Raw genomic sequence first — 13,519 nt, 5'->3', positions numbered from 1 at the left:
GCGAATAACCGCTGCGGTTATCCGCCGGTTCGCCGGAGTATCGGCGGATAACGCCTGCGGCGTTATTCGCCCTACCCCCTGCCACGTCGCTCAGGTGGCGTAGGGCGCATGACCGCCTCGCGGCTATCCGCCAGCCGCCGGCTCCCGCGAGGACGAGGTCCCCAGCGCCAGCCCCGGCTCGGCGCCGCGCTTGAGCACGGCGTAGAGCAGCCCGGTAAGCAGGCTGCCGGCGACGATCGCCAGCAGGTACGCCAGGGCGTGGTTGATCGCGTTGGGCACCAGCATCACGAACAACCCGCCGTGAGGCGCCTGCAACTTGCAGCCGAAGTACATCGACAGGGCGCCGGTCAGCGCGCCGCCGGCGATGCTCGCCGGGATCACCCGCAGCGGGTCCTTGGCGGCGAACGGGATGGCGCCTTCGGAGATGAAGCACAGCCCCAGCACCGAGGCTGCCTTGCCGGCCTGCCGCTCGCTCTCGGCGAACTTGCGCCGCGCCAGCAGGGTCGCCAGGCCCATGCCGATCGGCGGCACCATGCCCGCCGCCATCACCGCCGCCATCGGCGCGTAGCTGTGCGACGAGAGCAGGCCGACGGAAAAGGCGTAGGCGGCCTTGTTGACCGGTCCGCCGAGGTCGACGCACATCATCCCGCCGAGCAGCAGGCCGAGGAGGATGGCATTGGAGGTGCCCATGCCGTCAAGGAACCCGGTCAGTGCCGCGAGCATCCCGGCCACCGGCTTGCCGACCACGTAGAGCATCAGCAGGCCGGTGACCAGGCTGGCCAGCAACGGGATGACCAGGATCGGCTTCAGCGCTTCCAGGCTCGCCGGCAGCCTCAGCCCGTGGCTGATGGCCCGCGCCGCATAGCCGGCGATGAAGCCGGCGACTATCCCGCCGATGAACCCGGCGCCGAGGGTCCCGGCGAGCAGGCCGCCGAGCATGCCCGGCGCCAGGCCCGGGCGGTCGGCGATGGAATAGGCGATGTAGCCGGCGAGCACCGGCACCATCAGGACGAAAGCCGTGTCGCCGACCGTCCTCAGCACCGCCGCCAGGCTGCCCGGCTGCTTGTAGGCATCGATGCCGAAGGCCAGCGACAGGGCGATCAGCAGGCCGCCCGCGACCACCATCGGCAACATGAACGACACCCCGGTCAGCAGGTGCTTGTACACCCCGCGCTTCTCGTCCCTGGCGACCACCGCGCTGGCTGCGCCCGCGCTCTCGACCTGCCCTTCCGCCAGCGCCCGCTCGAGCGTCGCGCGGGCCTGCTTGAGGGCCACGCCGGTGCCGCAACGGTAGATCTTCTTGCCGGCGAAACGGGCCGTGTCCACGTCGATGTCGGCGGCCAGCAGGACCACGTCGGCGGCGGCGATGTCCGCCGGGTCGAGCGGGTTGCGCGCGCCGACCGAGCCCTGGGTCTCGACCTGCAACGCGAAGCCCAGTTGCCCCGCCGCGAGCTGCAACGCCTCGGCGGCCATGAAGGTGTGCGCCACGCCGGTCGGACAGGCGGTCACCGCGACGATCCGCGGTGCCGCTCCGGCCTCCGGCGCAACCAGGCCGGCCTCGTCCCCGGCGACCTCCACGCTCGCCAGGGCGGCGGCCCGCTGGAGGAAGGCGCGCGGATCGGCCAGCGCCTCGGCGGGACGCGCGCGATACACCGGCTTGCCGACGAAACGCGCCGCCGCCAGCGGCTCGACGCCGACCAGCAGGACCCAGTCGGCTTCGGCGATCTGTTCGGCGCTCAGTTCGCCCTCGGGCCTCGACCCGGCATTCGCCTCGACGCAGGTTTCCCAGCCCAGGCGCTCGGCGGCGCCCCGCAGCAGGCGCGCGGCGAGCACGCTGGTGACCTGTCCGCCAGGGCAGGCGGTGACGATCGCTAGTTTCATCTCAGGCCTCCTCGACCAATGGCTGCACCACGACGCCCGCTTCGATCCGCGCCAGGCGCTGCGGATCGCCGATGCCGAACTCGAACTGGGTCACCGCCAGGCTGGCGATGGCGGTGGCCTGACGCAGCACCCGCTCGGCCGGCCAGCCGCTGGCCAGGCCGTGCAGCATGCCGGCCAGCAGGGAATCGCCGGCGCCCACCGTGCTGGCCACTTCCACCGCCGGCGGCCGCGCCTGCCAGGCACCCTCGGCGGCGAACCAGTTGACCCCCGCGGCGCCCTGGGAAATCACCACCTGGCCTACCCCGTCATGGCGCAGACGTTCGGCCGCCTGGCGCTGTGCGACCAGGTCATCCATCGGCGCCGAGCAGAGATCGGCCAGTTCCTCGACGTTCGGCTTGATCATCCACGGCGCAGCCTTCACACCTTCGCGCAGGGCCGCGCCGCTGCTGTCGAAGGCGACCTTCAGGCCGAGGCGCCGCAAGCGCCGCAGCAGTTCGCCCAGCCATTCCGGCTCGACCCCGCGCGGCAGGCTGCCGGCGACCACCGCCAGCTCGTGCTCCCCGGCAAGCCGGTCGAGGCGTTCGAGCAACGCCGCCTGGGCTCGCTCGTCGGCCTCCGGGCCCGGCCCGTTGAGGTCGCTGACGCGCCCGCCGCGCTCGGCCAGCTTGATGTTGCTGCGGGTTTCGCCCGGCACCCGGACGAACGCATCGGCGAAGCCACGACGCTGGAACATGGCGGTGAACGGCGGCTGGTTGTCTTCGCCGAGGAAGCCGCTGACCGTCAACCGATGGCCGAGGTCGGCAAGCACCTGGGCGACGTTCAGGCCCTTGCCGGCGGCCTGGGTCAGCACCGCCTCGCTGCGGTTAACCGCCCCCAGTTCCAGCTGGCGCAGGCGCACGGTGAGGTCCAGCGCCGGGTTCAGGGTAATCGTCAGGATCCGCGCCATTACTGCACCTCCGCTTCCACCAGGGCCCGGACCTCGGCGGCGCTCGCCAGGCCCAGGGCTTTGCGGGCCAGGCCGCGCGCAGCGACCAGCTGCAGTTCGCGCACGCCGGCCTTGACCAGGGCGATGCTGCGCGCCGAAACGCTCAGCTCGTCCACTCCCAGGCCGACCAGCAGCGGCAACGCCAGCGGGTCGGCCGCCAGTTCGCCGCAGACGCCGACCCACTTGCCCTCGGCATGGGCGGCGCGGACGGTCATGTCGATCAGTTGCAGCACCGCCGGATGCAGGCCGTCGGCCTGGGCCGAAAGACTCGGGTGGCCGCGATCGATAGCCAGGGTGTACTGGGTCAGGTCGTTGGTGCCGACGCTGAAGAAGTCCACCTCGCGGGCCAGCACCGGCGCGAGCAACGCCGCCGAGGGCACCTCGACCATGATCCCCAGTTGCAGGTCGGCCAGCGGGATTTCCTCGCGCAGGCGCAGCGCCAGGTCACGCGCCTGGCGCCATTCGTCGAGGCTGCCGACCATCGGAAACATCACCCGCAGCGGTCGCTCCCCGGCGGCGCGGAACAGCGCGCGCAACTGGGTCTCGAGGATCTGCGGTCGCTGCAGGGTCAAGCGGATACCGCGCAGGCCCAGATAGGGATTCTCTTCGTGGGGAATCGGCCAGTACGGCAGCGGCTTGTCCCCGCCGACATCCAGGGTCCGCGCCACCAGCGGACGTCCGTCGAGGGCGTCGAGCACCCGACGGTATTCCGCTTCCTGGGTCGCCAGGTCCGGCGCGCGGGCGTTGTTCATGAAGACGAACTCGGTGCGCAGCAGGCCGACGCCCTCGGCGCCCAGCTCCACCGCGCGCGCGGCGCCGGCGGTGTCGCCAAGGTTGGCGCAGACTTCCACCGCGTGGCCGTCGCGGGTCCGCGCAGGCTCCAGGCGCTGCGCGTCGGCGCGGGCCTGGCGCTGCTGGCGGGCGTCGCGCTCGGCGGCGGCCTGCTGCAACTGTTCGGTGCTCGGCGCCACCTGCAGCCAGCCGTGCTCGCCATCCAGCAGCAGCGCCGTGCCCGGCTCCAGGCCGAGCACCGCCGCGCCGGCGCCGACCAATGCCGGAATGCCGAGGGCGCGGGCGATGATCGCGCTGTGCGAAGTGGCGCCGCCGCGCGCCGTGAGGATGCCGGCGACCCGCTGGGCGTCGAGGCGGGCGACATCGGAGGGGCCGACCTCGTCCATCACCAGGATGTACGGCTGCTCCGGCTCGCGCGGCGCCTCCACCCCGCAGAGCCTGGCCAGCACCCGCCGGCCGAGGTCGCGGAGGTCGGCGGCGCGCTCGGCGAGCAGCGCGTCGTGCAGCGCCTCCTGCTGCGCCGCGCTGTCTTCCACCACCCGACTCCAGGCCGCTTCGGCGCTTTCGCCGCGATTCAGGCGCAGTTGCACCTGCTCGGCCAGTTCCGGATCGTCGAGCATCTCCCGGTGGGTGACGAAAATCTCGCGGATCGCCTTCACCGTGCTGCGTTCGACCAGGCCGACGATCTCCTCGTCCACCGCCCGCTTGGCCCGCAGCAGGCGCTCGCGTTCATGGGCCGGCGACTCGCCACGCGGCTGGAACTCGAAGCGCTGCGCCACCTGGACATGCGCCGGACCACTGGCGATGCCCGGCGACGCGGCGATCGCCTGCAGGCGCTCGCCGGCGCGCAGCGGCGCCGGCCGGGCATCCTCTTCCGCCTCGCCGACGGCATCGGGCAAGGCCTCCTCCGCCAGCGCTTCGACCTCCTCGCCGAGCCCCTCGCGCACCGCGGCCAGCAAGGCTGGCAGCGCGTCCTCGGCGATCGCCGGCTCGGCGCTGAACTCCAGCGTCTGGCCGCGTCGCGCGCCGAGGGCGAGCAGCTTGCTCAGGCTCTTCGCCGAGACGGGGGCCGCCTCGCTGTCGGCCAGGCGTACCCGGATCTCGCCGGCGAAGCCCTTGGCCAGCTGCGCCAGCGCCTGCGCCGGGCGGGCATGCAGGCCATGCGGGTTGGCCAGGACCGCTCGCGCGCTGGGCCAGTCCGGCGGCAGCTCGCCACCGAGCGCCGCGAGTACGCTGCGGCTGCTGGTGGCGCGCACCAGCTCGGCGCCACGCCCTTCCAGCAACAGGTCGCACAGGCGTTCGAGCAGCGCCTGGTGCGCTTCGCCCAGGCTGGCCAGGCAGAACAGCCCGGTGACCGGTTGACCCTGGTGCTGCAACGGTTGCGCCGGAGTGACGAAGGCCAGCCCGGGGCGCTTCACCAATTGTTCGCTGTGCAACCAGCACAGCCCGTCGCCCAGCGGCAACGGTTCGGTCTGCTGGAGCACGGCGGCGAAGCCGTTCTCCACGCAGCCGGCCTTCTTCAACAGGCGCGCGCCGAGCCAGGCCAGTTCGTCGAGGTCCTCGGCGTTCTGGCCGAGGCCGACCAGTTGTGCGTCCAGCGCCAGTTCCTGCGGCGCGCCCTGCAACAGGCCGAGGACTTCCTCGGCGCTGGCGGCCGCGCTCAGCGCCGGTCCCAGGTCGGCCTCGCCGAGGGCGCGGGTGAGCAATTGCAGGAGCTGCAGGTGTTCGTCGGACTTCGCCGCGATGCCGATGGCCAGGTAGACCTGCTGGCCATCGCCCCAGTCCACTCCCTCGGGGAATTGCAGCAGGCGCACACCGGTGCTGAAGACCAGCTCGCGGGTATCCGGGGTCCCATGGGGTATGGCGATGCCCTGGCCGAGGTAGGTGGAGCCTTGTGCCTCGCGCGCCTTCAGGCCCTCGGCATAGCCGGGCGCGGCCAGGCCGTCGGCGACCAGCGCCGCGCCGAGCAGGCGCAGGGCTTCGGCCTTGTCCGCGGCGCGCTGGCCCATGCGGATCTGCCGGGTATCGAGTTCGAGCATGGAAACCTCCTCAGGAGCGAACGGCTCCCCGTCTCACGTCCGGATCGTCCCGCCGCGCCGAGGCGCGGGCGCGGGATGTGCCGGCGGTAGCGGAAAGCGGCTCGCGGGAGCCTTCCGTACAGCCTGGGGCGGTGATCCGCTTGTTGTCATTGACCTGCCATAGCGTAGGCGGCGCCGCGTTCGGGCTGCGCGAGGCAGCCTGGGGCAGGGGCGCCGGCTTCGCCGGAATCTTTTGCTGAATCGATTCACTTAATTAAATTGGCACGTTACCCGATAATGATTGATCCTTGAAGCCCAACTTGTCGTCGCCTCCAGTAGAGATCGGTTTGAAACTCAGTGATATCGCCCGCCTGGCCGGGGTCTCGGTGACCACCGCCAGCTACGTCATCAATGGCAAGGCCGCCCAGCGGCGCATCAGCGCCGCCACCGTCGAGCGCGTGCTTGCCGTGGTCGAGGAACACGGCTACCAGCCGGACCAGCAGGCCGCCGGCCTGCGCCGCGGGCAGACCCGCACCCTCGGCTTCATCCTCCCGGACCTGGAAAACCCCAGCTACGCCCGCCTCGCCAAGCAACTCGAACAAGGCGCCCGGGCGCGCGGCTACCAGTTGCTGATCGCCTGCTCCGACGACGAGCCGGAGACCGAGCGCCAGGTGGTCAACCTGTTCCGCGCGCGCCGCTGCGACGCGCTGATCGTCGCCAGTTGCCTGCCGGCCGGGGATGATACCCATGCCCGGCTGGTCTCCGAAGGCCTGCCGGTGGTGGCCATCGACCGCCAGCTCGACCCGCAGCGCTTCGCCTCGGTGATCAGCGACGACCAGGACGCCGCGCGCCGCCTCACCGAAACCCTGTTGCAACCGGCGCCGCGCCATATCGCCCTGCTCGGCGCGCGGGCGGACCTGATCATCAGCCACGACCGCGCCGCCGGCTTCCGCCAGGCGCTGAAGGACTTCCGCGGCGAGGTCATCGTCGAGCATGCCGAGGTGTTCAGCCGCGAGTGCGGACGCCGCCTGATGGAGCAATTGCTCGAGCGCCTGGGCTACCTGCCCGACGCCCTGGTGACCACTGCCTATGTACTCCTCGAAGGCGTCTTCGATGTGTTCCAGGCGCGCGCCGACGGTTGGCCCGAAGGCTTGCGGGTGGCGACCTTCGGCGACACCCAGTTGCTCGACTTCGTGCCGCTGAAGGTCAACTCGATCTACCAGCAGCACGCGCTGATCGCCGCCAACGCCCTCGAACTGGCGCTCCGCGCGGTCGAGGAGAACGACTACCGGCCGGGCCTGCACGCCGTCCCCCGGCAACTCAAGCTGCGCGACTGAGCCGGCCGCCATGCGCCTGGTCGACACCCACAACCACCTCGACTTCCCGGACTTCGACGCCGACCGCGCCGCGCTGCTGCAACGCAGCCGCGCGCTGGGGGTCGAGCGCCAGGTGGTGCTCGGCGTCTACCGCGAGAACTGGCAACGGGTCTGGGACCTGGCGCAGGCCGAGGATGGCCTGTACGCGGCGCTCGGCCTGCACCCCGTCTACCTGGCGCGGCACCGCCCGCAGCATCTGGACGACCTGCGCCAGTGGCTGCAACGCCTGCGCGGCGAGACGAAGCTCTGCGCGGTCGGCGAGATCGGCCTGGACTACTACCTGGAACACCTCGACCGCGACGCCCAGCAGGCGCTGTTCGAGGCCCAACTGCGGCTGGCCGCGGAATTCCGCCTGCCGGCACTGATCCACGTGCGCCGCGCCCACGCGGCGACCATCGCCACCCTCAAGCGCATCCGCCTGGAGCGCCGTGGCATCATCCATGCCTTCGCCGGCAGCCGCGAGGAAGCCCGCGAGTACCTCAAGCTCGGCTTCCGCCTCGGCCTCGGCGGCGCGCCGACCTGGCCGCAGGCCAACCGCCTGCGCAAGGTGGCGGCGGAGCTGCCGGCCGAGGCCATCGTGCTGGAAACCGATGCGCCGGACATGGCGCCATCGATGCATCCCGGCCAGCGCAACAGTCCGGAGCACCTGCCGGCCATCTGCCGCGCCCTCGCCGAGCTGCGCGGGGTCGACGCCGAGGAACTGGCGGCGAGCAGCAGCCGCAACGCCGCCGAGCTGTTCGGCTGGGACTGATCAAGCGTCGCGCAGGACTTCCGGCGCCAGTTGCGGGTACGTCTCGCGCAACGCCTCCAGGCAGGCCGAAAGCTGCGCCGCTTCCTCCGGCAGGCGCCGGGCGAAGTCGCTCCAGCCTTGCAGACGCAATCGCCGGGGCATCGGCACCAGGCCGCTGATGGCGTCCCAGAAGGCATCCCAGTTGCATCCGTACCACGGCGGCAACGCCAGGGCCTCGCGCAGGCGTTCGTGCAACCGCGCGGCGCTGTCCACGTCCGCCAGCTCGATGGCCAGGCTCGCCGCCCGGTTCAGTTCCTCGTCCATGGAGCCTCCGCCAGCAATGCGTCGCAACGCTCGCGCACGAACGCGCGCAAGAGGGTCACCGGACGGGTCAACTGAGCGCGGTGGGTACACAAGAGGTTCATCGGCGTCGCCTCGCCCTGCCACTCCGGCAGCAGCAGGCGCAGGCGCCCGGCGCGCACGTCCTCGGCCACGTCCAGCCAGGACTTGTAGACCAGCCCCTTGCCGGCCAGGGCCCAGCGCCGCACCACGTCGGCGTCGTCGCAGACACGGTCGCCGGCGACCGTCAGGGTCAGGCTGCGGCGGCCCCGCTGGAACGCCCAGCGGTCGTGTACCCGGCCGCCGAGTTGGTAGAGCAGGCAATTGTGCTCGCGCAGGTCGTCCGGCTGGCGCGGCTCGCCGCGCTCCGCCAGGTAGCCCGGCGCGGCGCAGAGCACTCGCCGGTTGTCCGGCGCCAGCGGCAGGGCGACCAGGCTGGAGTCGGCCGGTGCGCCGTAGCGGATCGCCACGTCCACCGGTTGCCGGTAGAGATCGGTCACCCGGTCGCCGAGCAGCAGGCGCAGGCTCAGTTGCGGATAGCGCGCCTGGAACTCGTCGAGCCAGGGCAGCAGCAGATTGCGGCCGAAGTCGGAGGGCGCGGAAAGCTGCAGTACCCCGGCGATCTGGTCCTTGCCGCCCTGCAGCAACCGGCGCCCCTCCTCCAGGCTGCGCAACGAGGCGCGGGCATGCAGGAGGAACGCGTCGCCCTCGGGAGTCAGGCGCAGGCTGCGGGTGGAGCGGGCGAACAGGCGTACCTCCAGCTCGCTTTCCAGGCGCTTCAGCGCCGCGCTGGCCACCGCCGGGGAAATCTCCAACTGGCGCGCGGCGGCGGACAACGAGCCGCTGTCGCTGGTGTGGACGAACACCTGGAGGTCGTCGTAACGCAGCATTTTCAAGATTCCTTTGAAAGAGTCTTCCCTGATAGCCTGTTTTTCAGCGATTTGAAATAGCCCATCCTGACTCCGCCCCATCGAAGGAACCCACCATGAGCACACCCCTCACCCTGATCGCCACCATCACCGCCGCCCCCGGCCACGCCGAGGCCCTGGAACGCGAATTGCGCGCCCTGGTCGCCCCGTCGCGCGCCGAGGCTGGTTGCCTGCAGTACGACCTGCATCAGGACCGCCACGACTCCCACCTGTTCTACATGATCGAGCAGTGGCGCGACGACGCCGCCCTGGAGCGGCACCAGAACACCGAACACTTCCTGCGCTTCAGCCGCGGCAACGAAGCCCTGCTGCAGAACGTGAAGATCGACCAACTCTATCGCCTCGCCTGAGGCCCGTTTCCCGGAGCCCCCATGAAAGCTGTCGGTTACTACCAGTCCCTGCCCATCGACCATCCCGATGCCCTGCTCGACCTCGAACTGCCCGAGCCCACGCCGGGCCCACGCGACCTGCTGGTGGAGGTCCGCGCCATCTCGGTCAACCCGGTGGATACCAAGGTCCGCCAGCGCGCCCAGCCGGAAGCCGGCCAGGCCAAGGTGCTGGGCTGGGATGCGGCGGGCGTGGTGCGCGCGGTCGGCAGCGAGGTCAGCCTGTTCCGTCCTGGCGACCGGGTCTGGTACGCCGGGGACATCACCCGCCCCGGCAGCAACAGCGAGCGGCATCGGGTCGACGAGCGCATTGCCGGGCACCTGCCGAAAAGCCTCGACTTCGCCCAGGCCGCGGCCCTGCCGCTGACCACCATCACCGCCTGGGAACTGCTCTTCGAGCGCTTGCAGATCGCCGAAGGCAAGGCCGACCAGGGCCAGAGCCTGCTGGTGGTCGGCGCCGCCGGCGGGGTCGGTTCGATCCTGGTCCAACTGGCCCGGCAACTGACCGGCCTGAACGTGATCGGCACCGCTTCGCGCGCAGAGACCCAGGCCTGGGTCCGCGACCTCGGCGCGCACCATGTGATCGACCACGGCAAGCCGCTGGCCGAAGAGCTGAAGCGGATCGGTGTCGCCGAGGTCAGCCACGTCGCCAGCCTGACCCACACCGACCAGCACCTCGAACAGATCGTCGCCGCGCTGCGCCCGCAAGGCCGCCTGGCGCTGATCGACGACCCGGCGTCGCTGGACATCGGCAAGCTGAAGCAGAAGAGCCTGTCGCTGCACTGGGAGTTCATGTACACCCGCTCGATGTTCCAGACCGACGACATGATCGAGCAGCACCGGCTGCTGGAGCGGGTCGCCGGGCTGATCGACGAAGGCGTGCTGAAGACCACCGTCGGCGAGCATTTCGGCCGCATCGACGCGGCCAACCTGCGCCGCGCCCACGCGCTGCTGGAGAGCGGCCGGGCCAAGGGCAAGATCGTTCTCGAAGGGTTCTGAACGGCAGGACCACGGGGCGCGGCGTTTTCCACCCTACCGCCGTGCCCCTGGCCTTTGCTATCCCGCCTTGCGCACCCTCAGCGCAGCCTCGATCTCGCCAAGGATCGTCGGGTCGTCGATGGTCGATGGCGCCGCGTAGTCCTCGCCATCGGCGATCTTGCGCAGCACCGCGCGGAGGATCTTCCCGGAGCGGGTCTTCGGCAGCCGCTTGACCACCACCACCCGCTGGAAGCAGGCCAGCGCGCCGATCTGTTCGCGGACCAGCGCCACCAGCTCGCGCTGCAGTTGCTCGGCGGCGATCCCGGCATCGTCCTTGAGCACCACCAGGCCCAGCGGCACGTGGCCCTTGAGTTCGTCCCGCACGCCGATCACCGCGCACTCGGCAACCGCCTGGTGCTGCGCCACGCGTTCCTCCATCTCGCCGGTGGAGAGGCGATGCCCGGAAACGTTTATCACGTCGTCGGTGCGCCCCATGATGTAGACGAAGCCGTCCTCGTCGAGATAGCCGCCGTCGCCGGTGTGGTAGTAGCCGGGATAGTTGCCCAGGTAGGCCTGCAGGTAGCGCGGGTGGTCGCCCCAGAGGGTCTGCGCGCAGCCCGGCGGCAACGGCAGGGCGATGACGATCGCGCCCTGGCGGTTCGCTCCCAGCGGCCGGCCTTCGTCGTCCAGCACCTGCACGTGGTAGCCGGGCACCGCGCGGTTGGTCGAACCGGCCCGCAGGTCGTGGCCGGCGATCCCGATGCAGGGCGCGGTCACCGGCCAGCCGGTCTCGGTCTGCCACCAATGGTCGTGGACCGGCCGCCCGGTGTGCTCCTCCAGCCAGTGCTGGGTGCTGCTGTCGAGCTTCTCGCCGGCCAGGAACAGGTGGCGCAGCGAACTTAGGTCGTAGCGCTTCACCCGTTCGCCATGCGGGTCTTCCTTGCGGATCGCGCGGATCGCCGTCGGCGCGCAGAACAGGCTGTTCACCCTGTGCTCTTCGATCACCCGCCAGTAGGCGCCGGCGTCCGGCGTACGCACCGGCTTGCCTTCGTAGAACACTGTGGTACAGCCGCACATCAGCGGGCCGTAGACGATCAGCGAGTGGCCGACCACCCAGCCGACGTCGGAGATCCCCCACCAGACGTCGCCGGCCTGCATGCCGTAGATAGTGCGGACCGCGTAGCGCACCGCCACCGCGTGGCCACCGTTGTCGCGGACGATGCCCTTGGGCTTACCGGTGGTGCCCGAGGTGTACATGATGTACAGCGGATCGCCGCTGGCCACCGGCAGCGGATCGGCCGGCTCGGCGGCGGCGAGGCAGTCCTGCCAGTCCAGGTCGCGGCCCGGGTGCAGGCGCGCGGGCGCCTGCGGGCGTTGCCAGACCATGACGTGGGCAGGCTGGTGGATCGCCAGTTCGAGGGCCTTGTCCACCAGCGGCTTGTATTCGATCACCCGATCGAACTCCAGCCCGCAGGAAGCGGTGAGCACCAGCTTCGGCGTGGCGTCGTCGATGCGCAGGGCCAGCTCGTAGGGAGCGAAGCCACCGAACACCACCGAATGCACCGCGCCCAGGCGCGCGCAGGCGAGCATCGCCATGGCCGCCTGCGGCACCATCGGCATGTAGATGATCACCCGGTCGCCCTTGCCGACTCCGAGGGCCCGCAGGGCGCCGGCCAGGCGCGCCACTTCGTCGCGCAGCCGCAGGTAGCTGTAGCGGTCCTGGGTGCCGGTCACCGGCGAGTCGTAGATCAGTGCGGTCTGTTCGCCGCGCCCCTCCTCGATCTGCCGGTCGAGGGCCAGGTAGGCGCTGTTCAGACGGCCATCGGCGAACCAGCGATGGGTGCCGTCGGGCAGGCTTTCGAGGATGTTCGCGGGCGCCTGGTACCAGGCCAGGGAACGGGCCTGTTCGGCCCAGAACGCGGCCGGCTCGGCGATCGAGCGGGCGTGCTGCTGCAGGTACGTCATGTTCCAGCCCTCTGATTGTTCTTATTAGGGATGAAGCAGTGAGTGAGCCTTGGAGTATGGGCGGGCGCCGGGCATCCGCCATCAACCTTTGGTCGTAGGGGTCAGTCCTTGCCGCGGTAGAGCTTCTGGATGCTGGAGAAGTCCAGCCCGTCGTGCTCGGCATCGGCCTGGGCGTGCAGGCTGAACAGGTTGCGCGCCAGCGCGCCGAGTGGCGTCGAGGCCTGCACCGCCTGGGCGTTGGCCAGCGCCAGGCCGAGGTCCTTGTTCATCAGGCGCACCTGGAAACCGCCGGCATAGCCGTTGCTCGCCGGCGCCTGCGGCATCACCCCGGGCCAGGGGTTGTAGAGGTTCAGCGCCCAGTTGCCGCCGGAACTCTGCTTCATCACCTCGGACAGCACCGCCGGATCGAGGCCGTTCTTCACCCCCAGCGCCAGGGCCTCGGCGGTGCCGGCCATGAGGATGCCGAGGAGCATGTTGTTGCAGATCTTCGCCACCTGGCCGGCGCCGTGATCGCCGGCGTGGAAGATGTTCCGGCCCATGTTCTCGAGGATCGGCCGGGCCCGCGCGAAGCCTTCGGCGGGGCCGCCGACGATGAAGCTCAGGGTGCCGGCGCGGGCGCCGCCGACGCCGCCGGAAACCGGCGCGTCGAGCAGGGTCAGGCCCTTCGCCGCGGCGGCCTCGGCGACCTTGCGCGCGGTCTCCGGGGCGATGGTCGAGCAGTCGATCAGCAGGGGCTTGCCGGCGACCCGCGCGAGCAGGCCGTCGGCGCCGAGATACAGGCTTTCCACGTGCTGCCCGGCCGGCAGCATGCTGATCACCACTTCGGCGCCTTCGCAGCACTGCAAGGCGCTATCGGCGCCCTGCGCGCCCTGCTCGACCAGGCTCAGCACGGCCTTGGGCTGCAAGTCGAAGACATTCACCCGGTGGCCGGCCTTGAGCAGGTTGGCGGCCATCGGCCCACCCATGTTGCCCAGGCCGAGGAATGCGATGTCGGTCATCGGTCCGTCTCCCTTTCAGCGCATCTGGATCGAGAAGTTGGTCCCGGCCACGCTATCGCTGTCGAACCAGCGCGCGGTCACGGTCTTGGTCTCGGTGTAGAAGCGCACGCCCTGCTTGCCGTAGGCGTGCAGGTCGCCGTAG

12 protein-coding genes are annotated in these 13,519 nt (G+C 70.7%); 4 read left to right on the top strand and 8 right to left on the bottom strand.

Translation table 11 applies throughout. The annotated features are described in order from the left end of the window. Positions 1–123: 123 nt before the first annotated feature. The 3 genes from HMPREF2924_RS21425 to ptsP are packed head-to-tail and all read right to left on the bottom strand — an operon-like array spanning position 124 to position 5,697. A complete protein-coding gene (locus tag HMPREF2924_RS21425) occupies positions 124–1,881 on the bottom strand; it encodes a PTS fructose-like transporter subunit IIB (RefSeq protein ID WP_003130041.1) in 1,758 nt (585 codons plus the stop codon). Between the two features lies 1 nt (position 1,882). Then, entirely contained in the window at positions 1,883–2,827 is a 945-nt protein-coding gene (gene pfkB / locus HMPREF2924_RS21420; protein WP_003112874.1) for a 1-phosphofructokinase, read from the bottom strand. Further along, a complete protein-coding gene (gene ptsP, locus HMPREF2924_RS21415) occupies positions 2,827–5,697 on the bottom strand; it encodes a phosphoenolpyruvate--protein phosphotransferase (RefSeq protein WP_016253090.1) in 2,871 nt (956 codons plus the stop codon). The genes pfkB and ptsP overlap by 1 nt, the downstream gene beginning before the upstream one ends. Positions 5,698–6,023: 326 nt before the next feature. On the opposite strand from ptsP, the gene cra reads away from it, so the two are divergent. Together cra and HMPREF2924_RS21405 are read left to right on the top strand one after the other, a co-directional pair. Beyond that, complete coding sequence (gene cra, locus HMPREF2924_RS21410; protein WP_003130028.1) at positions 6,024–7,013, top strand: catabolite repressor/activator; 990 nt, start codon at positions 6,024–6,026, stop codon at positions 7,011–7,013. A gap of 10 nt (positions 7,014–7,023) precedes the next feature. Continuing rightward, the gene (locus tag HMPREF2924_RS21405) at positions 7,024–7,803 is read left to right on the top strand and encodes a TatD family hydrolase (RefSeq protein ID WP_003092129.1); all 780 of its coding nucleotides are present in this window, start codon (positions 7,024–7,026) and stop codon (positions 7,801–7,803) included. Here HMPREF2924_RS21405 and HMPREF2924_RS21400 read toward each other — a convergent pair whose 3' ends face one another. Further along, the gene (locus HMPREF2924_RS21400; protein ID WP_003111769.1) at positions 7,804–8,106 is read right to left on the bottom strand and encodes a barstar family protein; all 303 of its coding nucleotides are present in this window, start codon (positions 8,104–8,106) and stop codon (positions 7,804–7,806) included. After that, positions 8,091–9,011, bottom strand: a complete 921-nt coding sequence (locus HMPREF2924_RS21395) for a LysR family transcriptional regulator (protein WP_003092132.1) — start codon at positions 9,009–9,011, stop codon at positions 8,091–8,093. Before HMPREF2924_RS21395 ends, HMPREF2924_RS21400 begins: the two co-directional genes overlap by 16 nt. A 95-nt stretch (positions 9,012–9,106) precedes the next feature. On the opposite strand from HMPREF2924_RS21395, the gene HMPREF2924_RS21390 reads away from it, so the two are divergent. Beyond that, complete coding sequence (locus tag HMPREF2924_RS21390; RefSeq protein WP_003104358.1) at positions 9,107–9,400, top strand: putative quinol monooxygenase; 294 nt, start codon at positions 9,107–9,109, stop codon at positions 9,398–9,400. Positions 9,401–9,421: 21 nt separating this feature from the next. Continuing rightward, on the top strand, positions 9,422–10,435 hold the full coding sequence (locus HMPREF2924_RS21385; protein ID WP_003130023.1) for a zinc-binding alcohol dehydrogenase family protein: 1,014 nt from the start codon (positions 9,422–9,424) through the stop codon (positions 10,433–10,435). Positions 10,436–10,492: 57 nt separating this feature from the next. On the opposite strand, the gene HMPREF2924_RS21380 is transcribed toward HMPREF2924_RS21385, so the two are convergent. The 3 genes from HMPREF2924_RS21380 to HMPREF2924_RS37060 form a co-directional block, all read right to left on the bottom strand. After that, positions 10,493–12,379, bottom strand: a complete 1,887-nt coding sequence (locus tag HMPREF2924_RS21380; RefSeq protein ID WP_003130019.1) for a propionyl-CoA synthetase — start codon at positions 12,377–12,379, stop codon at positions 10,493–10,495. Positions 12,380–12,480: 101 nt separating this feature from the next. After that, positions 12,481–13,377 carry a 3-hydroxyisobutyrate dehydrogenase gene (gene mmsB / locus HMPREF2924_RS21375; protein WP_003130016.1) on the bottom strand — a complete coding sequence of 299 codons (897 nt, stop codon included), beginning with the start codon at positions 13,375–13,377 and terminating at the stop codon, positions 12,481–12,483. A 15-nt stretch (positions 13,378–13,392) separates the two neighbouring features. Then, the coding region (locus tag HMPREF2924_RS37060; RefSeq protein ID WP_371857668.1) for a hypothetical protein at positions 13,393–13,519 on the bottom strand (127 nt) is incomplete at its 5' end.

Source organism: Pseudomonas sp. HMSC063H08, assembly GCF_001813645.1.
Classification (GTDB): domain Bacteria; phylum Pseudomonadota; class Gammaproteobacteria; order Pseudomonadales; family Pseudomonadaceae; genus Pseudomonas; species Pseudomonas aeruginosa.
This window is presented reverse-complemented; position numbering and strand designations above follow the sequence as displayed.